Source organism: Methanoculleus taiwanensis (assembly GCF_004102725.1).
In the GTDB taxonomy this organism is placed as follows: domain Archaea; phylum Halobacteriota; class Methanomicrobia; order Methanomicrobiales; family Methanoculleaceae; genus Methanoculleus_A; species Methanoculleus_A taiwanensis.
Genome location: NZ_LHQS01000003.1, coordinates 57,169 through 76,472, shown reverse-complemented (window position 1 = coordinate 76,472; position 19,304 = coordinate 57,169). Strand labels below are relative to the sequence as shown.

The 19,304-nt window shown below is 59.5% G+C and carries 18 protein-coding genes; 10 read left to right on the top strand and 8 right to left on the bottom strand.

The features are described from left to right. Window positions 1-105: 105 nt before the first annotated feature. The gene (locus tag ABH15_RS10880; RefSeq protein WP_128694425.1) at window positions 106-849 is read left to right on the top strand and encodes a helix-turn-helix transcriptional regulator; all 744 of its coding nucleotides are present in this window, start codon (window positions 106-108) and stop codon (window positions 847-849) included. Here the strand turns inward: ABH15_RS10880 and ABH15_RS10875 are convergent. Next, the gene (locus tag ABH15_RS10875) at window positions 822-1,592 is read right to left on the bottom strand and encodes a UbiA family prenyltransferase (RefSeq protein ID WP_128694424.1); all 771 of its coding nucleotides are present in this window, start codon (window positions 1,590-1,592) and stop codon (window positions 822-824) included. The two genes, ABH15_RS10880 and ABH15_RS10875, sit on opposite strands and share 28 nt — an antisense overlap. A gap of 189 nt (window positions 1,593-1,781) precedes the next feature. On the opposite strand from ABH15_RS10875, the gene ABH15_RS10870 reads away from it, so the two are divergent. The 6 genes from ABH15_RS10870 to uvrB all read left to right on the top strand — a co-directional run bounded on the left by ABH15_RS10870 (window position 1,782) and on the right by uvrB (window position 10,359). Next, window positions 1,782-2,729 (top strand): PAS domain-containing protein, encoded by a 948-nt coding sequence (locus ABH15_RS10870; protein WP_128694423.1) that lies wholly within the window; start codon window positions 1,782-1,784, stop codon window positions 2,727-2,729. A 280-nt stretch (window positions 2,730-3,009) separates the two neighbouring features. Next, window positions 3,010-3,249 (top strand): ChaB family protein, encoded by a 240-nt coding sequence (locus ABH15_RS10865; protein WP_128694422.1) that lies wholly within the window; start codon window positions 3,010-3,012, stop codon window positions 3,247-3,249. 230 nt (window positions 3,250-3,479) lie between these two features. After that, window positions 3,480-3,869 (top strand): PRC-barrel domain-containing protein, encoded by a 390-nt coding sequence (locus tag ABH15_RS10860; protein ID WP_128694421.1) that lies wholly within the window; start codon window positions 3,480-3,482, stop codon window positions 3,867-3,869. Between the two features lie 198 nt (window positions 3,870-4,067). Next, window positions 4,068-6,875 (top strand): excinuclease ABC subunit UvrA, encoded by a 2,808-nt coding sequence (gene uvrA / locus ABH15_RS10855; RefSeq protein WP_128694420.1) that lies wholly within the window; start codon window positions 4,068-4,070, stop codon window positions 6,873-6,875. Then, window positions 6,872-8,422 (top strand): excinuclease ABC subunit UvrC, encoded by a 1,551-nt coding sequence (gene uvrC, locus ABH15_RS10850; protein WP_128694419.1) that lies wholly within the window; start codon window positions 6,872-6,874, stop codon window positions 8,420-8,422. The genes uvrA and uvrC overlap by 4 nt, the downstream gene beginning before the upstream one ends. Further along, window positions 8,419-10,359: an excinuclease ABC subunit UvrB gene (gene uvrB / locus ABH15_RS10845; RefSeq protein ID WP_128694418.1), complete on the top strand. Its 1,941-nt coding sequence runs from the start codon at window positions 8,419-8,421 to the stop codon at window positions 10,357-10,359. The genes uvrC and uvrB overlap by 4 nt, the downstream gene beginning before the upstream one ends. A 68-nt stretch (window positions 10,360-10,427) precedes the next feature. On the opposite strand, the gene ABH15_RS10840 is transcribed toward uvrB, so the two are convergent. From ABH15_RS10840 to ABH15_RS10815, 6 genes are all read right to left on the bottom strand, one after another. Further along, a complete protein-coding gene (locus tag ABH15_RS10840; protein ID WP_128694417.1) occupies window positions 10,428-10,613 on the bottom strand; it encodes a PspC domain-containing protein in 186 nt (61 codons plus the stop codon). A gap of 27 nt (window positions 10,614-10,640) precedes the next feature. Beyond that, the gene (locus tag ABH15_RS10835; protein ID WP_128694416.1) at window positions 10,641-11,894 is read right to left on the bottom strand and encodes a RecQ family ATP-dependent DNA helicase; all 1,254 of its coding nucleotides are present in this window, start codon (window positions 11,892-11,894) and stop codon (window positions 10,641-10,643) included. Between the two features lie 130 nt (window positions 11,895-12,024). Continuing rightward, a complete protein-coding gene (locus ABH15_RS10830; RefSeq protein ID WP_128694766.1) occupies window positions 12,025-12,849 on the bottom strand; it encodes an N-formylglutamate amidohydrolase in 825 nt (274 codons plus the stop codon). 31 nt (window positions 12,850-12,880) lie between these two features. Beyond that, window positions 12,881-13,498 carry a hypothetical protein gene (locus ABH15_RS10825; protein WP_128694415.1) on the bottom strand — a complete coding sequence of 206 codons (618 nt, stop codon included), beginning with the start codon at window positions 13,496-13,498 and terminating at the stop codon, window positions 12,881-12,883. A 59-nt stretch (window positions 13,499-13,557) separates the two neighbouring features. After that, entirely contained in the window at window positions 13,558-14,082 is a 525-nt protein-coding gene (locus ABH15_RS10820; RefSeq protein ID WP_128694414.1) for a DUF6141 family protein, read from the bottom strand. Between the two features lie 78 nt (window positions 14,083-14,160). Beyond that, entirely contained in the window at window positions 14,161-14,655 is a 495-nt protein-coding gene (locus ABH15_RS10815; RefSeq protein WP_174719428.1) for a peroxiredoxin, read from the bottom strand. A gap of 227 nt (window positions 14,656-14,882) precedes the next feature. On the opposite strand from ABH15_RS10815, the gene ABH15_RS10810 reads away from it, so the two are divergent. From ABH15_RS10810 to ABH15_RS10800, 3 genes are all read left to right on the top strand, one after another. Further along, window positions 14,883-16,208 carry a hemolysin family protein gene (locus ABH15_RS10810; RefSeq protein ID WP_128694413.1) on the top strand — a complete coding sequence of 442 codons (1,326 nt, stop codon included), beginning with the start codon at window positions 14,883-14,885 and terminating at the stop codon, window positions 16,206-16,208. Between the two features lie 204 nt (window positions 16,209-16,412). Next, window positions 16,413-17,132 (top strand): ABC transporter ATP-binding protein, encoded by a 720-nt coding sequence (locus ABH15_RS10805; RefSeq protein WP_128694412.1) that lies wholly within the window; start codon window positions 16,413-16,415, stop codon window positions 17,130-17,132. A 13-nt stretch (window positions 17,133-17,145) separates the two neighbouring features. Beyond that, a complete protein-coding gene (locus tag ABH15_RS10800) occupies window positions 17,146-18,594 on the top strand; it encodes a hypothetical protein (protein WP_128694411.1) in 1,449 nt (482 codons plus the stop codon). Window positions 18,595-18,782: 188 nt separating this feature from the next. On the opposite strand, the gene ABH15_RS10795 is transcribed toward ABH15_RS10800, so the two are convergent. After that, window positions 18,783-19,301: an FKBP-type peptidyl-prolyl cis-trans isomerase gene (locus ABH15_RS10795; RefSeq protein WP_206633453.1), complete on the bottom strand. Its 519-nt coding sequence runs from the start codon at window positions 19,299-19,301 to the stop codon at window positions 18,783-18,785. Between the last annotated feature and the right edge of the window lie 3 nt (window positions 19,302-19,304).

Here is a 19,304-nt window from a genome sequence, read left to right as displayed (position 1 = left end):
GTACACTGACGGCAGATGATATTTGGGCTACAGATTGGAGCGCCCTTCGGGCTGCCTGGAATAATAAGATTAATGTACGGCGTTGACGCATACTGATGCAGAATAATGAAGATTATCGACTTCATGAAGATCTTTGCGAGCGAGCGCAGGATTGAAGTACTGGACGCCCTCGTCAGGGGAGAGTCGAAGGAGGAGATCAAGGAGCATATCCCGCCCTCGACATTTGCTTTCACCTTCAACCACCTCAAGCAGGCGGGGTTTGCGGACGTGCGGGGAGGCGATGTCTGCCTGACCGATCGGGGGCATGCCTACCTGGTAATCTTCGAAACCTTCAAAGATAACGTCAACGCTCTCGAAAAACTCTTCAACGCGTTCCCCGACCACACGATCGCGTTCCCCGACGAGTTCTTCATGCGCCTGCACGAGATAGGGGACTTTGAGCTCATCACCTCCGAACCCTCCAATGTCCTCAAACCCCATCAGGTCTTCTTTGAAAATATCAGGAAGTCGAAGTCTATCCGGGGCATATCCCCGCTCATGTTCCCCGATTATGTCGATTTCTTCGGCCAGATGATCAATTCGATAGACACCATCTCTCTCGTCGTCACTGAAGAGATCTACGGGAGGATCCCATCGTCTGCTCGCGAATCGGAGACCATCAACTTCTACATCATCGATGAGGTGCCGCCGATTGCAGCTGCCGTGACCGACCGGTTCGTCTCTCTCGGGTTCTTTTACAAGTCGGGAAGCTATGATTTTACCCGGGATGCCATCTCGACATCGCCCCGGGCAATAGCGTTTGGTAATGCTCTTATCGAGCATTACATGAAACAGTCGCGGAAGATCTGAATACCCTGGTAGAGTATCCACTCCCCGTCTACCAGCGTGTTTCGTAACATCTCGCAGTCGTTGCAGTACCGCAGGATATAGAAGATGCTGTGGAGCGAGCTTATCAGTATGACGTCAACGTTCGCAAGCAGGCCGCACGAGTAGGCATACAGGACGGCCCCGTGCGCCATGACGGTGACCGTAACGAGGAGCGTGATAAGCTGTGGCTTCTTGAGCCGTGTTGGTATGGTTTGAATCCCGGCACGGGCATCGTTCTCGATATCCCGTACATCGTAGATGACGGTGTTCACGAAACTTTTTGAAAAGAAGAACATGTACAGTAGCATGGCAGGAATCGAGAAGATTCCGAGTAAGATTACCATCAGCAGAGACCACGTGAACGCGACCACGGCGTTCTTCACGCCTGCGCCGCCTTTCAGTCTGAATCCCCGGATGCCTTTGGCGTAGAGATAGGCAATGAGAAACGGAATGAGGAGAGCGGGGTTCGGAAAGAGAATAAGCGAAGCGATGGTGCAGAGGATGGCCGACCAGAGAAGCACCTTTTTGAACAATTTTCCGCGTTCCTCGTCTTCCTTGTTGTCGACGCCTCTATCGAAGGCATATGCCGCATACGTCACCAGGAATGCCGCGGCCACCTGGTTGAGAGGGACGGCGTAGCCAAGGAGTTCGTAGGCGAACTGTACTTTCAGGCCTCCTGATAGCGAGACTATCAGGATCGAATAGAGAAGGTTTAACCCTTGCATACTGGTACATGCAAGTTTCCGAAAATATTCCAATCCGGTTAGAAAGATCCAATGGTACTGGATCGCTTTATCCGATTGTATTTTTCCAATATCTCTGAATTAATCCAGTATTATTATACGCAACGGTTTTATATTTATTATTTTTAAATGCTATCTCCGGATTAGTATGCTTGAGCCGGAGCAGCAGGCATGAATATGCACCATTCTACGGTTTGCGGGGAGGGTTCCCGGGAGATCCCGATCGGAGTGCCGTGCCCGGATTGCACGCATGAGCATCTGCTCTTCTGGTATCTCGACCGGCTCGGCGATGGGATCGTCCTGATCGATCAGGATCAGACGGTCGTATGGATGAACCGCTGCATGGAGAGGCTCTTTGATTTCAACAGGATCGATACCCTTGGGATGAATGCGATCGATTTTGTCGCTCTCTGCATTGCGCCGAGACTCGAGCATGGGGAGATGTTCAAGGAACGGGTCATCGCCGCGTCGCTCTTCGGCGAAGAGATCCGGAGCGTTCGGGCGTGTATTAAGAACCAGAACACCCCCGATCTCGCGATCGAGTACGCAAGCCTCCAACTCTTCGGCAGCAGTCGCCGATATGCCCGTTGTGATGAGTACCGGGTTGTCCCGTGCAGAAAGCCGTCCGGAGAAGCGCCCCATGAGAGCGAGCGGCGCTCCCCCTTCTTCACCGCAGACCGCAGCGATATGGTATGCATGCTTGATGCAGAGATGCAGGTAACGGCCGCGAGCCCCTCCCTGCGGCACCTTCTCGGGTATCGGCCGTCGGAGATTACCGGCTCTCTCCTCGAACGAATCCTGATGCTCGAGTCGATCGACGACTTCCGGAGCCCCGGGGCGATCTCTTCGCCGGGCGATGTCGCGGATGAGGAGTCTGTTCCCGCCTTCCGATCCATGCCGCTGGTATACCAGGGAAGAGACGGCTCTCCCGTGCAGCTCAAGACCCGTAGTGTGGCTCCTGCGGGGCATCCGGCACACTGCTCCATATTGCCAGCCCCTGCGCCGGAGGGGGTGGTGAGGAGGATCGGAGATCTTTTGATGAGAATATCGAGCAACTCGCAGCGCTTGCCATCGATGCGGTCATCACCGAACCGGACAGAGGCCGGGTTGCGTCGATGAAGGGTCGGGAGTTTCTACGGAAGCACGACCGGTCGGGAGGGAGTATGTAGTCACAGGCCGTTCTCCCGGGTATCCATACTCTGTTCCTAATCTGCATGCAGACTCCGGTCAGTCCTTTGTGGTTCGCAGGATGGGGACAACACCTCTCTTCCCCTCCCGGCATATTTTTCACTCCGTAGCTCTTTGGTCTCCTTCCGGGCACGTGCTTGCCCCCTTCTACCTGAAACCTTTTTACGCTGCGGCGATGTATCCCCCCGAGACCTGATGGAGGTGCTATGCGATGCCGTATGAGAAGAACAGCGATCTGCCGAAACTCGTGCAGGAAGAACTCCCCGAGCATGGACAGGATATTTATCGGGAGGCGTTCAACAGCGCCTGGGAGCAGTACGCAGACCCGAATGAGCGTAGAAATCCGGATGAGTCACGTGAAACGGTCGCTCATAAGGTTGCCTGGGCGGCCGTCGAGCAGAAGTACGCGAAAGATTCGAGAACCGGCGAGTGGAAGAAGAAAGGGGAGTAAAGCCGCTCTCCCAAAACGTCTATCCGAGGCTGAGAGCGATGGAGATCAGGCTGTTGCTTGCCCCGCCCGTTTTCCTCCCGCTTTCGGCGGCTTTTGGAGTCTCTCTCCGATGTCGTGAAGCCGGAGATGCACCGGTGCATGCTGCGTGAGAGTACCCGTACAGGGGATACTTTTAAATGTTCCGGGAGGTTGTAACTGTCTCTTCATAGGACAGGCATGGTGATGATAATATGACGGCAATGGAAATGGAAACGGTGATGCGGCCACAGATCACCAGATCGAAGGTTATCACCGGTAAAACGGTGAAAAACCCCGATCAGAAGGTTCTCGGCACTGTTCATGATCTGATTCTCGATATGGAGAGCGGGCGGGTTGCATTTCTCGTCCTCTCGACTGGGGGCATCCTCGGCATCGGCGAGAAGTTCATTCCGGTTCCCTGGGAAGCGTATTCCGGGATGACGGGTGATGACGCCATCACTGTTGATGTCACCCGGGAGACGCTTGAGAGCGCCCCGAATTATGACCGGGATGCCTGGGAGGGAATACACGATCTGGGCTGGCTGTCGCGGGTATACCAGTACTACGGATTCAGGCCGTACTGGGAGTCAGCGACGATCTAAAGCTGTCCGGGTGAATGCTATGAGGCCGGGCGGCCGCAGTACCGAACCGCCTGGGTCTCTGACCCGGTTTCCTCCCGGGTAGATCCGGTGCCGCTCCTAAATTCTCTTTAATTCTCGCGTATTTTGTGAATGTGGTACACTTTCGCGCCCCGTCAATACCACTATTATATCCCGGCGCTAACATGGTACTGCTGCAGAATGAAGAATATCGTCATCAAAGGTGCACGGGAACACAACCTCAGGAATATCACCGTCGAGCTCCCCCGTGACAACCTGATCGTCGTCACCGGCGTCTCGGGGAGCGGAAAGTCGACGCTTGCGTTCGATACCATATACGCTGAAGGGCAGCGGAGGTACGTCGAGTCGCTCTCCTCATACGCCCGGCAGTTCCTCGGCCTGATGAGCAAACCGGACGTCGACAGCATCGACGGGCTCTCCCCGGCGATCTCCATCGAGCAGAAGACCACCTCCAAAAACCCCCGGAGTACCGTCGGAACCGTTACCGAGATCTACGATTACCTGCGGCTTCTGTTTGCCCGTATCGGGACGCCTTTCTGCCCGACCCACGGGATTCCGATCGAGGCGCAGTCGCCGGAGAGAATAGCCGACCGGATCGCTTTCGGGATGAACGGCACGATCACCATCCTCGCTCCGGTCGTCCGGCAGAAGAAGGGCACGTACCAGCAGCTCTTCAAGGATCTCAACAAGGAAGGGTATACCCGGGTGCGGGTGAACGGGGAGTTTTACCGAACCGACGATGAGATCACGCTCGACCGGTACCGGAAGCACGATATCGAGATCGTCATAGACCGGCTCGATCCGGCCGATAGGAGCCGTCTCGTCGAGGCATGTGAAAATGCCCTTGCAAAGTCTGAGGGGCTCATCATCGCTGTCGACGAGGACGGGCGCGAAGAGGTCTACTCCTCCCTGATGGCCTGCCCGCTCTGCGGGATCGCGTTTGAGGAACTCCAGCCTCGCATGTTCTCCTTCAACAGCCCCTTCGGCGCCTGCGAGGAGTGCAACGGCCTTGGGATTAAGATGGAGTTCGACCCCGTTCTCATCATCCCCGACAAGACGAAATCCATCGCCGACGGTGCGGTGGCGCTGTATCGGAACTTCCTCGACGGCTACCGGAGCCAGTATCTCGGCGGCGTTGCAAAACATTTCGGATTCGATGTCTTCACCCCGATACAGGATCTGACCGAGCGGCAGTACAACGCCCTGATGTTCGGGTCTCCAGAGCGGATCCGGTTCTCGATGGAGATGAAGAACGGAGATGCCCACTGGTCGCACGCAGGAACCTGGGAGGGGCTCGCACCCCAGGCGGAGCGGCTCTACCACCAGACCCAGTCGGAGTACCGCCGCAGAGACCTCGAGCGGTTCATGCGGATATCGCCGTGCCCCCGGTGCGGCGGCAAACGGCTGAAGGAGAAGGTGCTCGCCGTCAAGATCGACGGGATGTCCATCGTCGACGTCACTGCTCTCTCGATCACCCGGGCAGGGGAGTTCTTTAGGACCCTGAATCTCACCGAGAGCCAGCGCGAGATTGCGCGGCAGGTTCTAAAGGAGATCGTCGACCGTCTCGCCTTCCTCGAGACGGTCGGGGTCGGTTACCTCACTCTCTCCCGGAGCGCGGGCACGCTCTCCGGCGGCGAGGCGCAGCGGATACGGCTTGCGACCCAGATCGGCTCGAACCTCACCGGGGTGCTCTACGTCCTCGACGAGCCCTCGATCGGGCTTCACCAGCGGGACAATCACAAGCTTCTCGACACGCTCCGGCGCCTCCGCGACCTCGGCAATACCCTGATCGTCGTCGAGCACGACGAGGATACGATCCGGAGCGCCGACTACGTCGTCGATATGGGGCCGGGAGCCGGGCTCCACGGTGGAGAGATCGTCGCCGCAGGCACGCCCGAAGAGATCGCGGCGGATCCCGAGTCCCTGACCGGGAGGTACCTTGCCGGCGAGCTTGCTATTGAAGTGCCGGAGGAGCGCCGGGAGAGCGACCGGTTCATCCGGCTCCGCGGCTGCCGGGAGAACAACCTCAAAGATATCGACGTCGCTATCCCTATCGGGGCGCTGACCGCCGTCACCGGCGTCTCGGGGAGCGGGAAGTCGACGCTCGTCTACGAGACGCTCTACCGCGCCCTGATGCAGCGGCTCCATGCGTCCCGGGAGTCGCCGGGCGCGTTCGACGATCTCGCCTTCGACGACGAGATCGACAAGGTGATCGTCATCGATCAGAGCCCGATAGGGAGGACGCCCCGGTCGAACCCCGCCACCTACACGAAGGTCTTTGACGAGATCCGGAAGGTCTTCGCCGAGACGACGGAGGCGAAGGTCCGCGGCTACAAGCCGGGTCGGTTCTCCTTCAACGTCAAGGGCGGACGCTGCGAGGCGTGCCAGGGCGAAGGGCTCATCAAGATCGAGATGAACTTCCTCCCCGACGTCTACATCGACTGCGAGGAGTGCAAGGGAGCACGGTACAACCGGGAGACGCTCGAGGTGCGGTACCGCGGGAAATCAATCGCCGACGTCCTTGCCATGAGCGTCGAGGAGGCGATGGCGCTCTTTGAGAATATCCCCTCGATCAGGAACAAACTCGAGACGCTCTCGCGGGTCGGGCTCGGCTACATCAAACTCGGGCAGAGCTCGACGACGCTCTCGGGCGGCGAGGCGCAGCGGATCAAACTGACCCGCGAGCTTGCGAAACGGGCAACCGGGAAGACGATATACCTCCTCGACGAACCCACCACCGGGCTTCACTTCCATGACGTGAAGAACCTGATCGCCGTCCTCGACGACCTCGTGGCCCGCGGGAACACCATGGTCGTTATCGAACACAACCTCGACGTCATCAAGTCGGCCGACTACATTATCGATCTCGGGCCAGAGGGCGGTGAAAGCGGAGGCGAGATCGTCGCGACCGGAACGCCCGAAGCGGTCGCAGCCGTCGACGAAAGTTATACTGGAGAGTATCTCAGAAAGGTTCTTGCAGGACAATGATCGATCGTGCGCGGATTCCGGAGGACCCCGGCTGCTACCTCTTCTCGGATAGCGAGGGCGCTGTCATCTACGTGGGGAAAGCGAAGAACCTGAAGAAGAGGGTTTCGAGCTACTTCCAAAAGCGCGATCTCGACGCAAAGACACGTCGAATGGTGGAAACCGCCGTCTCCGTTGACTTCATCGTCACCGATACCGAGGTCGAGGCGCTCCTCCTCGAAAATACCCTCATCAAGAAGCACCGGCCGAAGTTCAACATCGATCTCAAGGACTCGAAGGGCTACGCCTATATACGGGTCACCGACGAGCCCTTCCCGCGTATCCATATCAGCCGGACGATGACAGGTACCGGGTCGTTCTACGGGCCGTTCGTCTCCGCCCGGGAGCGTGACGAGGTTCTGCGGCTCCTCAAAACCACATTCCGCCTGCGGTCGTGCAGACAGCTCCCGAAACGGGCGTGCCTCCGGTCGCACATCGGCTCGTGCAGCGCTCCGTGCATCGGGAAGATTACGGAAGAGGAGTACGGCGAGCGCGTCCGGCGGGCGGAGGCGGTGCTGAAAGGGGACATCGTCGGGCTGATCCAGCACCTGCGGGTGGAGATGGCCGAGCGGGCGGCAGGCGACGAGTTCGAAAAAGCGCTCGAGCTTCGCGACCAGATCGCCGCGCTCGAACGGCTTACCGAACGGCAGAACGTGCAGCGGCAGAAGACCTATGACGAGGACGTGATCAACTACATCGTGAGCGAGGGCACGGTCTACCTCATGCTCTTTAACGTCCATACGGGGATGCTCGCCGAGAAGCACGAGTTCGTCTTCGAGTACGCCGAGGGATTCCTTGAAGAGTTCCTCGCCAGGTACTACGCGGAGCGTGAACCGCCGAAGGAACTGATCCTCCCGGAGCCCGTCGACGAATCTATCGCCGGGTACCTTACGCACCTGCGGGGGAATCGGGTGCGGACGACCGTTCCACAGCGGGGAGAGAAGAAGAAACTCCTCGACCTTGTTCGGAAGAATATCGAGATCGGGTTCTTCGGCGACCGGATAAAACTCGAGGCGCTCCGGGAGCTCCTCAACCTTTCGAAGATCCCGACCGTCATCGAGTGCTTCGACATCTCCCACCTCGCCGGGACGGCGATGGTTGGGTCGATGGTGCAGTTCCGGGACGGGAGGCCCGACAAGAGGAACTACCGCAGGTTCAGGATCCGCTCGGTGAAGGGGATCGACGACTTCGCGGCGATGGCCGAGGTCGTGCGGCGGCGGTACGCACGCCAGAAGGACGAGGGCAGGGAGCTCCCCGACCTGATCGTCATCGACGGCGGCAAGGGGCAGCTCTCGGCGGCGACGGCGGAGCTCGGGAACCTCGGCCTTGTGATCCCGATAATCGGGATCGCCAAGCGTGAGGAGGAGATTTACGTGCCCGGAGAGTCGGATCCCCTCCCCCTGAACCGGCGGGAGAAGGCGTCCCTCTTCATCCAGGAGATCCGGGACGAGGCGCACCGGTTCGCACTGGCGTATCATAAGACGCTCCGGAAGAAGGCGATGGTATCATGACCGAATTTCACCTCACCGACGACTTTACCCCGAAAGGTTCGCAGCCCGAGGCTATCGGGAAACTCTCCGCCGGGCTTGCCCGGAGCGAGCAGTTCCAGACGCTGCTCGGCGTCACGGGGTCCGGGAAGACGTTTACGATAGCGAACGTGATTGAAGAAGCGCAGCGGCCTACGCTGGTGATCGCCCATAACAAGACGCTCGCCGCCCAGCTCTACAACGAGTTCCGGGACTTCTTCCCGGAGAACCGGGTGGAGTACTTCGTCTCCTACTACGACTACTACCAGCCCGAGTCGTACATCCCGAAGAGGGATATGTACATCGAGAAGGATGCCCAGATCAACCCAAAGATCGAGCAGATGCGGCTTGCGGCGACGGCGTCTCTCCTCTCCCGGAGGGACGTCATCGTCGTCGCCTCGGTCTCCTGCATCTACGGTCTCGGCAACCCCGAGCACTTCTACAACATGGGGTTCGAGGTGAAGGTGCGTGACCGCCTCCGGCGGGACGACCTCCTCCGAAGGCTCGTCGACATCCTGTTCGAGAGGAACGATGTCGAGCTCGCGCCCGGCAGGTTCCGGGTGAAGGGCGATACCGTCGATATCGTCCCCGGGTACTTCAACAACATCATCCGGATAGAGCTCTTCGGCGACGAGGTCGACCGTATCAGCGAGGTCGACCGCGTCACCGGCCAGCGCCTCGAGCAGATGGAGTACTTCTACGTCTACCCGGCACGCCATTTCGTCATCCCGGAGCAGGAGAAGATGCGGGCGGTCGCATCCATCAGGACAGAACTCGATGCCTGGCTCCCGAACCTCGGCATGCTCGAGGCGCACCGTCTCGAGCAGCGGACGCTCTACGACCTCGAGATGATCGAGGAGACGGGCAGCTGCAAGGGGATCGAGAACTACTCCCGCCACTTCGACGGCAGGGCTGCGGGCGAGAAACCTTACTGCCTGCTCGACTACTTCCCGAAAGACTTTCTGATGGTGATCGACGAGAGCCACCAGACGCTCCCCCAGCTCCGGGCGATGTATCACGGCGACTACTCGCGGAAGAAGTCGCTCGTGGAGTACGGGTTTCGGCTCCCGTCCGCATTCGACAACCGGCCGCTGAAGTTCGACGAGTTCCAGCGGTATATGCAGTCCGTCATCTTCGTCTCGGCGACGCCGGGCGAGTACGAGCTCGAGCGATCGAAGGTCGCGGAGCAGATCATCCGGCCGACGGGCCTTGTCGACCCGGCCGTTGAGATCCGGCCTATTGAGGGGCAGATCAGGGACGTCATCGGCGAGATCCGCTCGACGATCGAGCGGGGCGACCGGATCCTCCTCACCACGCTGACGAAGAGACTCGCCGAGGAGCTGAGCGAGCACCTCGCGGCGCAGGGGATCAAGACCCGCTACCTCCACTCCGAGATCGATACGCTTGAGAGGACCGAGATCATCCGCCAGCTCCGTCTCGGCAGGTACGATGTCCTCGTCGGGATCAACCTCCTGCGTGAAGGGCTCGATATCCCGGAGGTCGGGTTCATCGGGATCCTCGACGCCGATAAGGAAGGGTTCCTCCGTGATGCCCGGAGCCTGATCCAGATCATCGGCAGAGCCGCCCGGAACGTGAACTCGCGGGTCGTCCTCTACGCCGATACAGTGACCGATTCCATCCGGCGGGCGATGGCGGAGACCGAGCGGCGGCGTGCGATACAGCTCGCTTACAACCGGAAGCACAAGATCACGCCGCAGACGATCAAAAAACCGATCCGGGAGAAAGTCGTCGAGATAACCGATGTCAAGCATATCCCGAAACGCGAGATCCCGAATCTGCTCATCGAACTCGAGGCGGAGATGCGGGAGGCCGCGGAGAGGCTCGACTTCGAACGGGCTATTGCGGTGCGGGAGACGATCAAAAAACTGCGGGAGCATGGTGTTCCCGCTCTCCCCGAGTGATCGGGCGGTTTATATCCCGGAGAGGGCTGCGGGGATCCCGTCAAACCCCTCTTCGGAGCCGGGTCGCTCTACTCCTGCGGGAGGATGAGCCAGAGGAGGAGGTAGGCGACGATCCCGGGGATGAAACCCGTAAAGACGGTGATGATGACCCATAACACCCGGATGAGGTTTGCATCTACGTTGAAGTATTCCCCGAGCCCGCCTATGACGCCGGCAACCATCCGGTCGTTTCGTGAGCGTGTCAACTTCTTCATGAGCAGTACTCTCTGTCAGGTCCGGTATTAAATGATGCCTGCCCGGGGTGCGGCACGGGAACCGCTTTTTTTCGCTCTCCTTTTTTGGGTGCAGTTGTCGCAGGCACCACATCTCTCTTTTCCGTTCTCTTCGCCGAAGTATGAGAGGATCCACCTTCGCCGGCACTCCGTCGTTTTACAGTACCCGGAGAATGCATCGAGTTTCTTTCGTGCAATCTCCCGCTGCAGCTCGCTGCTATAATCGCGGGCGATCAGCTGCCTTATCCGCCGCTCATCCTCTTCGTCGTAGAAGAGGATACAGTCGCCCGGCTTTCCGTCCCGCCCGGCTCTTCCGGTCTCCTGGTAGTAGGCCTCGAGGTCGCGGGGCATGCCGTCGTGCATGACAAACCGCACGTCCTGCTTATCGATCCCCATCCCGAAGGCTGTTGTTGCAGCGATGATCGGTATCTCTCCGGCGAGGAACTGCTCCTGTGCCCGGGACCGCATCCGTGTGCTGAGGCCCGCATGGTAGGGGAGGGCTAAAAATCCGTCCTCTTTGAGCCTGCGGGCGAGCGATTCCGTCTGGTCTCTGGTCGCACAGTAGACGATCCCGGCCTCTCCCGGGTGCTGCTGCAGGTACGCCCGTATCCGGGAGTAGACGTCGGCACCCCGGCGCTCGACGGAGTAGCGGAGGTTTTTGCGGTCGAAGGTGCCGACGTAGACCTTCGGGTCGCAGAGATTGAGTTGCCGTATGATATCCTCCCGGACATCGGGGGTCGCGGTCGCCGTCAGGGCGACGACGGGTGTGTCCGGGAATCGCTCTTTCAGGAGGCGGAGATCCCTGTACTCCGGTCTGAACTGGTGTCCCCACATGGAGATGCAGTGCGCCTCATCGATGGCGATCAGCGAGATCCGGACGTCTGCAATGGCTTTTAAAAATTCCCGGCTCACCGCCCGCTCCGGGGAGAGATAGAGGAGCGAGATCCGGTTCTCCGCAAGATCGGTTGTGATCTGCCGGAGCTTCGTGTAAGAGACCGAGCTGTTCAGCGACTCGGCTGCAACGCCGCGTGCCTGGAGCTCGTCCACCTGATCCTTCATGAGCGCGATGAGCGGCGAGACGACGAGCGTCGTCCCGTCACCGAGGAGGGCTGGCAGCTGGTAGCAGAGTGACTTGCCCCCGCCGGTTGCCAGCACCGCAAGGACGTCCCGCTTTTTGAGGAGATCGCCGATGATCTCTTCCTGATAGGGCTGGAACTCGCGGTGTCCGAAGTATCGCTCGAGGATCAGGCGGATCGGAGCCATCACTCTATTATTGATCCCCATCCGACATAGTATCTCCTGCCCGGCAGGATCTCGTATTTTGTGGTGAATTTCCGACTTCAAAGGGCATGAGAGCGTTTTACGTGAGCAGTGGATCACAGTGCCCGACCGCTCAATCGGTGCCTGTTTCTTCATCGGGCAGACTGTTCCAGAAGGACGCGATCGCCGAGAAGATCCTGCCTGAGAGGTCGCGGATCCGGGATTTGTCGACAGAACCTCGTTCAGGCTCGAAGATGCCGTCGCTCTCGTAGATTCCGCGATTGATCTCGATCTGAATCCAGGGGACGCCGGTATGCCGGTAGTGTGCCTGGGAGATGAACCCTCCGCGGAAGGGATTGTTGAGCGCTACATCCCCTTCGCCCCGGAACTCCTCCCGGAATGCTTCGGCGAGTGCCGAGAGCCACGCGGGCGGGCAGGTGACGGTGCCGCTCCGTGTCGGCTTTCCCTGCAGGTCTCCTCCGTTGCTGAGGCAGAAGAGCGGCCGGGGGCGCTTCTCGCCCCCTGCCATGGGAGGCGGATACGGGAGCATGCTGTGGCAGTCGAGCGCGAGCCGGATGTTCCCGGTCTTCAGCGCCGCCAGGAGATCCCGGTGATAGGGGTAGTAGTACTTCGCGAGAAGCTCCCGGATCAGCCTCCGGTCAGGGTACATCCCCTCCCGGTAGACGGGCACGCCCTCGTGAGTGACCCTTTTAATGATGCCGTCGGGGCTCATGAACGGGGCGTAGTAGGGTGCCCGGTTGAGGTCGACGATCAGCCGGGCTATCTCGGTCGTGCTGCAGGCTGCGACGTGCTTCCTGAAGTTATAGAGCCGCCGGGTCTCGGGGTCGCCCGTGTAGAGGATGTCCCTCCTCGTGATCGCGGTCCGGCCCTGCACCTCGGGCGGGATCACTTCCCCTCTGTGGGGGATGGACAGCAGGAACGGGTAGCGTCGCTTCATGGGAGACTCGTCCTTCCCGGTCGGTGACCCTTCAGGCACTCTGTGGTCTTCTCTTCTTCGCCCGCGTCATCATCTGCCACCGCCGGATAACGAAGGTTGCGATGGTGAGGACGAAGAGCGTATTGATAGTCCATCGCACGATCGGGCTCTGAAAGTCGGTCCCGATCAGGTTCCCGTGAACGACGGCGAGGACGAGCGCGACGTACATCAGGCCGTGCACCCACCGCCAGTACTCCCGGATATACGTTCGGAGCAGCACGCCTGCGAGGGCGATGTAGAGGATATAGAGCGCGGGCCTCCCCGCGAGCACCCAGAAGGTAGTCCAGGGGCTGAAGACCGGGATGAAGACGGCCAGGTCTGCCGCGTTGATGGCAGCGGCCACCGGGTGGAGCGTCGGGAGGAGGATGCCGACGGCGGCAAAGGTATGGTGGACCGCAAGAAACGGCCTGCCGAACACCCGCCGGATATCCCGGAGAAACGGGGTCAGAATCGTCGCGATGGAGAGAGCGATGAAGCCCCAGAGGGCAAGGAGCCGTACCATGACATTGAGCGGATCTCCATAGGGCGACGTCAGCACAGCTGCGGTGATACCGGCATACAGGGCAAGAATGACCGCTGCGAAGAGCAGACCCGATCGCGTCAGAGGCACAGCTCCTGAAACTCATAGGAAAGGCATAAGGGTTTCGCCCGCCTGCCCGGGTGACGCTGTCAGTGCCGCTTCTGCAGCCTCGTCCGCACTGCCGCCGCGAACTCCTCCGGTCGTGCCGAGCCGAAGAGCACGCTCTTTCCGTTCTTCAGCCGGAACTCGACACCCCGGTCTCCGCTGACGTTGTATGCCTTTCTATCTCTCCCGCCGTAGCGGATACCCCAGCCGCCGAATTCGAGGAGCGGCCGGTAGGTACGCACCTCACATTCCGCCACTTCATCCCAGGCTATCCGGTGGAAGGAGAGGTGCAGCGGAAAGAACCGGTACCAGAGGCCGTCGGCACGCACCTCCACGGTGAGGGTGAGGAGGGCGAAGAAGAGGGGGAACCCGAGACCGAAGATCAGCCAGATGGCGACGAGGAGGACGTCCGATGCGGGCCGGGTTCCGAACGGTATTCCGAAGACAATCTGGGATACGACGGCATACAGGGAAAGCACCGCAACGGCAAGGAGAAAGAGCCAGAGCAGCGGCTGGCGAAAATGCTGCACCTCCGAGAAGTATGTTTTCGGTGATTCCCGCGTATCCATGATACACCCTCGGCCGGTGACGCGATAAGGGCATCGGGAGGTCGAGGGAGGCTGCTCTCATCATCCTCCGATGCTGGGTCAGATCTTCGGAACCTGAATGTCCTCGATGCGTTCAAGTTCCTGCTCGCGCAGCGCCGCTATCACCTCTGTTATGTCGGGGGTCTCCGCCGGTGCGTAACGCTTTGTAAACATAATCCGCTGGAACTCATCGACGATGATGGTTGCACGGTACGCGACGCCCCTCTCGGCATCGAAGGTAGCATACTCCTGGGCTACGGCGCCGTGCGGCCAGAAATCGGCAAGCAGGGTTGTCATCTCAAGCCCTATGTCCCGTGCCCACGCCTTCTTGCAGGGTACCGAGTCGACGCTGATTCCGACGGCGATCGTATTAAGGGAGTCAAACTCCTGCCAGTGCTCCTCGAGTGCTTTCATCTGCCCCGTGCAGGTGCTCGTCCACGCAAGCGGGTGGAATGAAAGAACGATCCGCCTGCCCTGATAATCCGAGAGAGTGAACCGATCGCCGTTCTGATCGGTGAGTACAAAGTCCGGTGCCGGTTCTCCGATATCCACCATCCAATCTCCACCTCACAGACCTCATGCCGGGAATTGTTATAATACCTTTGGGAATGGCGCGGCACGATGCACATTCGCGGGTATCCGGGTTTCGTACTCAGTCTACCCACCCGGCAGAACCGGAGCGACGGCAAAAACGGGAGGAAGGATATCCAGCCGCCGGGCCGGGGGTTGAGGAATGCCTGAATAAACACTTAATACCCGCAAGAGCAACTGTCCCTTACACTATGCCTGCCACCACCGATATCATCATTATCCTGTTGTTGATCCTTGCAAATGGCATCTTCTCGATGAGCGAATTCGCCATCGTCTCGGCGCGGAAGATCCGGTTGCAGCAGCAGGCGGCGGCAGGGGATACGAATGCCCGAATTGCGCTCGAGCTCGCAGAAGAGCCGACATCGTTTCTCTCCACCGTCCAGATCGGCATCACGGTCATCGGCATTCTCGCAGGCGCCTTCGGTGGTGCGACCCTTGCCGGGTTGCTCGCGTCGTTCTTCGAAGGGTATCCGATCACCGCGCCGTACAGCGGGACGCTCGGCATCGGTATCGTCGTGCTCGTCATCACGTATCTGACGCTGGTTATAGGAGAGCTCGTCCCGAAACGCCTGGCACTCGCCAACGCCGAGCAGATCGCCTCGCTCGTCGCCCGCCCGATGCGCCTCCTCTCGATCGTCGCATCACCTGTCGTCCGCCTGCTCAGTCTCTCGACTGAGGCGGTGCTGCTGCTGTTCGGCGCCAGGAAACCGGCAGGCCCTGAGGTGACCGAGGAGGATGTGCGGATTTTGATCGAGCAGGGCACCCGGGCAGGGGTCTTTGAAGAGGCCGAACAGGATATGGTCGACCGGGTCTTCCGTCTGGCCGACAGAAGGGTCAGTTCGCTCATCACGCCCCGGCCGGAGGTTGTCGGCCTTGATATCGACGATCCGGAGGAGGAGAACTGGACGAAGATGATCGAGAGCGGGCACTCAAACTTCCCCGTATATCGGGAGAACCTCGATACCGTCATCGGAATCGTCTCGGTCAGGGATCTCTGGGCACGCACGGCACGGGGAGAGATGCCCGGCCTGAAGCAGACGCTCGAGGAGCCGCTCTTCGTGCCGGAGAGCATCCCGGCATTACGGGTGCTCGAGCAGTTTAAAATATTGGGAACCCAGATCGCCCTTGTCACCGACGAGTACGGGAGTTTTCAGGGGCTGATCACGCTCCACGATATTCTGGAGGCGATCGTCGGCGAGATCCCCTCTGCGGAGCAGCCGGTCGAACTCGCGGCCGTGCAGCGCCCCGACGGGTCGTGGCTCCTCGACGGCATGCTCCCGGTCGAGGAGTTCCGTGATATCTTTGATATCGGACTGCTTCCCGGGGAGGAGCGCGGGTATTACCAGACCATCGGCGGGTTTGTGATGACCTACCTTGAACGGACCCCGGTCACGGGCGATGCGTTCGAGTGGCACGATCTCCGCTTCGAGGTGATGGATATGGACGGATACCGGGTCGATAAGGTGCTCGTGAAATCTGTTGCAGAGCGGAGCGGATCGGAGGAGGGTGGAGCGTAACCCCGCATCCCGGAGGGGGCGACGGTAATTGCCGCCAGTATAACCGTGGCGTTGCAGAGATCGTGCGGCTGCTCCGGAAGGAATATGAAGAGTATTACGCGATCAGAGATCTGCGGAATGCCTCATGTCTGTTTTTCTCTCGACAGTAAGGGCATATGGCTAATTATTTACCATTTAAAGGTAAAACAGGGCATGATCTCTTTCATGCCGGCGATCGTTACACAGAACCTGACAAAGCAGTATGGAAAACTCGAGGCGCTCTCCGATCTTTGCATTGAGGTTGCCGAAGGCGAATCGTTCTGCCTCCTCGGGCCGAACGGCGCGGGCAAGTCGACGACGATCGGCGTACTGACAGGATCTCTCGAACCCACCTCGGGAACCGCGAACGTGATGGGCATCGATGTTGCGAAGGATCCCATCGGCGTTAAAAAGGCGGTAGGCATCGTGCCGGAGTCGGAGTATCCACCGAGTTTCCTGACCGTCAGGGAATACCTGGACCTGGTCTGCAGCATTCGGAATGTGAGCGATCATGCGTCCCGGATCGATCACTGGATCGAGTTCTTCGATCTCGGACAGAAACAGGATGTGCTCTGCAAGGATCTCAGCAAAGGTACGAAGAAGAAGGTGATCGTATCGGCTGCACTGGTACACGAGCCGAAGCTGCTCTTCCTCGACGAGCCGTTCCTCGACCTCGACCCGATCGTGCAGCACGCCATGAAGGACTACCTGCGGTCTTACGTAAAAGAAGGTGGGACGGTGTTCCTCTCTACCCACATCCTCGAGATCGCCGAGAAGCTCTGCGACCGCGCCGGTATCCTGTACGACGGCAGGCTGATAGCATGCGGGAAGCTCTCGGAGCTCAAGAAATCCCGGGAGAGCCTGGAGGACGTCTTCATGAGGCTGGTACAGGAGGAGTGCGCATGAGAGGGGTATGCCCATGAGCGCGAACCTCTTCTGGCTGCTGCTCAAAGAGGAATACCGGGCTCAGTCGTCCATGTTCAGGAGCTCGTTCCTCATGTACCCGGTCTTTATACTGGTTCTGGCGGGACTCATGGGACTGATGCTCATGCCGATGCGCATGTCGCTCTCCTCGTACGAGCTCGTCACGCTGGGACAGGTCTGCGTCCTCGGTTCCGGCATGCTGGTCGGCGGCATGGCTCTTTTTCAGGAGACGATACTGGAACGCCGCATGCCGGGCGTGAGACTGCTCCTTACCATTCCGGGCACCCTGCCGATATCCAACAAAAAAGTCTTCGCGTATTTTTACTTCAAGGATATTCTCTACTACGTCTGCATGAACGTGCTGCCCGTACTCTTCGGCCTGTACACCTCCACGTTCGTCACCGGCCTCTCCGTCGATCTCCCCCTGGCGGCGCTGACGTTCATCCTCTCGTTCCTGCTCGGCGTTTCAGGGAGCTTCGCTCTCTCCACGGTCGTCGTGCGAAGCAAAGTGCTGTTTGCCGTGATGGTATTCGCCATAACCGGGTTGGTATACGCGGCGTCTCTCGGGCAGGCGAGCGCACTCTCAGGTATCGGCAGGTTCGTCCCGACCGTCGGGGCATACGTCGGCGGGTCGGTGTCCGATATTGTGCTGTCGCTGGCCGTCTTTGTCGTTCTCTCCGCATTCTCGCTCTACTTCATCCGGGAGACGCCGCACCCTGTTGAGAAGCGATACAAAAGCAACTTTGGCGGTGTCCGGGACAGATTCCGGCCGGCCGGGCGCTACTCCGCGCTGGCGGCCAAAGAGTGGATCGATCTTGTGCGGAGCGGAGGGCTCGGATCGGTGCTCTTCTCCTTCGTCTTCCCCCTCTTGTTTCTCTCCGGCCTGCTCTGGATGCTCTCGAACGTGATGATCCTCGTGAGCGACGGCGAAGTGATCGGCCTGCCGTTTACCACGGTCTTCTACGCCGTCATCATCGGGTTCTTCGCGTCTCTGGTCTACGGATGGCTGAACAACATCGACAACAACGCAAACTACCGGATACTGCCCGTCACCATGACCGACGTGATCAAGGCGAAGCTCATCCTGTTTGTCGTCCTCAACACCGTCATATCGGTAATCTACCTCTGTTTGATCGCTCTTTCCAGGGGCGAACTCGCGCTGCTTCCTGTCAGCCTCTTCACCATGTTCATGGTTTCGGGGTACACGGGAGTGCTGACGGCGTACATGACCGGTATCTTTACGAACAGCCTGATGTTCGACTACAGAGTGATGACCGTCTACGCGCTGGCCGTGGCGCCCGCGCTCATCGTGCTTATCGTCCTCTCGTTCTCTCCCGATATGCTGCTGGCCGAGCTTGGCCTGTCTGCTCTGCTCGGTATTGCAGCGTATCTGCTCCTCGGCCGGATCGATAAGAAGTGGGGAAGAGTCGAGTTTCAGGCCTGAAGGCCATGACTTTCCATAGAATGCCCTGCGGGTCGTACACCGGTGCTGCTCTCTTCAGCGGCTCTCCCCGAAGCCGGGTAAGCGCACCAGCGTACTCCGGTCTCCTGTATTCGCCATCTCCGCTTGACAGAGCGTTGAGCTGGTGATATGCAGCGTTACCCTTCTGAAAAAAAGTGCCCGAAAGGGGATCAGGCGATCTCGACTAACGTGATCGCAAACGTCAGGTCTTCCCCGGCAAGCGGATGGTTGACGTCGGCGGTGATCGTCGTCTCGTTGACGTCGATCACCCGTGCACTGATCAGCCTGCCGTCCGCGGTGCTGATCTGCAGCTGCTGCCCGACCGTGGGAGCGGTCGAGCTCTGGTACCTGCTCCGGTCGAGATTAAGGATCAGGTCTTCACGGTATTCGCCGTACGCCTGATCTGCGGGTATGGTGACCGTCTTCGACTCCCCGACCTGCATCCCGGTTACGGCCGCATCAAAACCCGGAATCACCGCTCCCGTCCCTATAGTAAACTCGAGAGGCGTTCTTCCTTCAGAACTGTCGAAGACGGTGCCGTTCGCCAACGTCCCGGTATACTCCACTCTGACGGTATCGCCGTTCTTGGCGGTCGCCGCCCCGCTGCTCCCCATGCATCCGCTTACCATTGCGAGCACAACCATACAGCAGACCAGAAACGCTGCCGTCACCGGATTCTTCCACTGCATTCC

What these genes read in the sequence shown, in the direction of transcription:
- ABH15_RS10880 (WP_128694425.1), top strand. Translation starts at nt 106, where the DNA reads ATGAAGATTATCGACTTCATGAAGATCTTTGCGAGCGAGCGCAGGATT.
- ABH15_RS10875 (WP_128694424.1), bottom strand. Translation starts at nt 1,592, where the DNA reads ATGCAAGGGTTAAACCTTCTCTATTCGATCCTGATAGTCTCGCTATCA.
- ABH15_RS10870 (WP_128694423.1), top strand. Translation starts at nt 1,782, where the DNA reads ATGAATATGCACCATTCTACGGTTTGCGGGGAGGGTTCCCGGGAGATC.
- ABH15_RS10865 (WP_128694422.1), top strand. Translation starts at nt 3,010, where the DNA reads ATGCCGTATGAGAAGAACAGCGATCTGCCGAAACTCGTGCAGGAAGAA.
- ABH15_RS10860 (WP_128694421.1), top strand. Translation starts at nt 3,480, where the DNA reads ATGACGGCAATGGAAATGGAAACGGTGATGCGGCCACAGATCACCAGA.
- uvrA (WP_128694420.1), top strand. Translation starts at nt 4,068, where the DNA reads ATGAAGAATATCGTCATCAAAGGTGCACGGGAACACAACCTCAGGAAT.
- uvrC (WP_128694419.1), top strand. Translation starts at nt 6,872, where the DNA reads ATGATCGATCGTGCGCGGATTCCGGAGGACCCCGGCTGCTACCTCTTC.
- uvrB (WP_128694418.1), top strand. Translation starts at nt 8,419, where the DNA reads ATGACCGAATTTCACCTCACCGACGACTTTACCCCGAAAGGTTCGCAG.
- ABH15_RS10840 (WP_128694417.1), bottom strand. Translation starts at nt 10,613, where the DNA reads ATGAAGAAGTTGACACGCTCACGAAACGACCGGATGGTTGCCGGCGTC.
- ABH15_RS10835 (WP_128694416.1), bottom strand. Translation starts at nt 11,894, where the DNA reads ATGGCTCCGATCCGCCTGATCCTCGAGCGATACTTCGGACACCGCGAG.
- ABH15_RS10830 (WP_128694766.1), bottom strand. Translation starts at nt 12,849, where the DNA reads ATGAAGCGACGCTACCCGTTCCTGCTGTCCATCCCCCACAGAGGGGAA.
- ABH15_RS10820 (WP_128694414.1), bottom strand. Translation starts at nt 14,082, where the DNA reads ATGGATACGCGGGAATCACCGAAAACATACTTCTCGGAGGTGCAGCAT.
- ABH15_RS10815 (WP_174719428.1), bottom strand. Translation starts at nt 14,655, where the DNA reads ATGGTGGATATCGGAGAACCGGCACCGGACTTTGTACTCACCGATCAG.
- ABH15_RS10810 (WP_128694413.1), top strand. Translation starts at nt 14,883, where the DNA reads ATGCCTGCCACCACCGATATCATCATTATCCTGTTGTTGATCCTTGCA.
- ABH15_RS10805 (WP_128694412.1), top strand. Translation starts at nt 16,413, where the DNA reads ATGCCGGCGATCGTTACACAGAACCTGACAAAGCAGTATGGAAAACTC.
- ABH15_RS10800 (WP_128694411.1), top strand. Translation starts at nt 17,146, where the DNA reads ATGAGCGCGAACCTCTTCTGGCTGCTGCTCAAAGAGGAATACCGGGCT.
- ABH15_RS10795 (WP_206633453.1), bottom strand. Translation starts at nt 19,301, where the DNA reads ATGCAGTGGAAGAATCCGGTGACGGCAGCGTTTCTGGTCTGCTGTATG.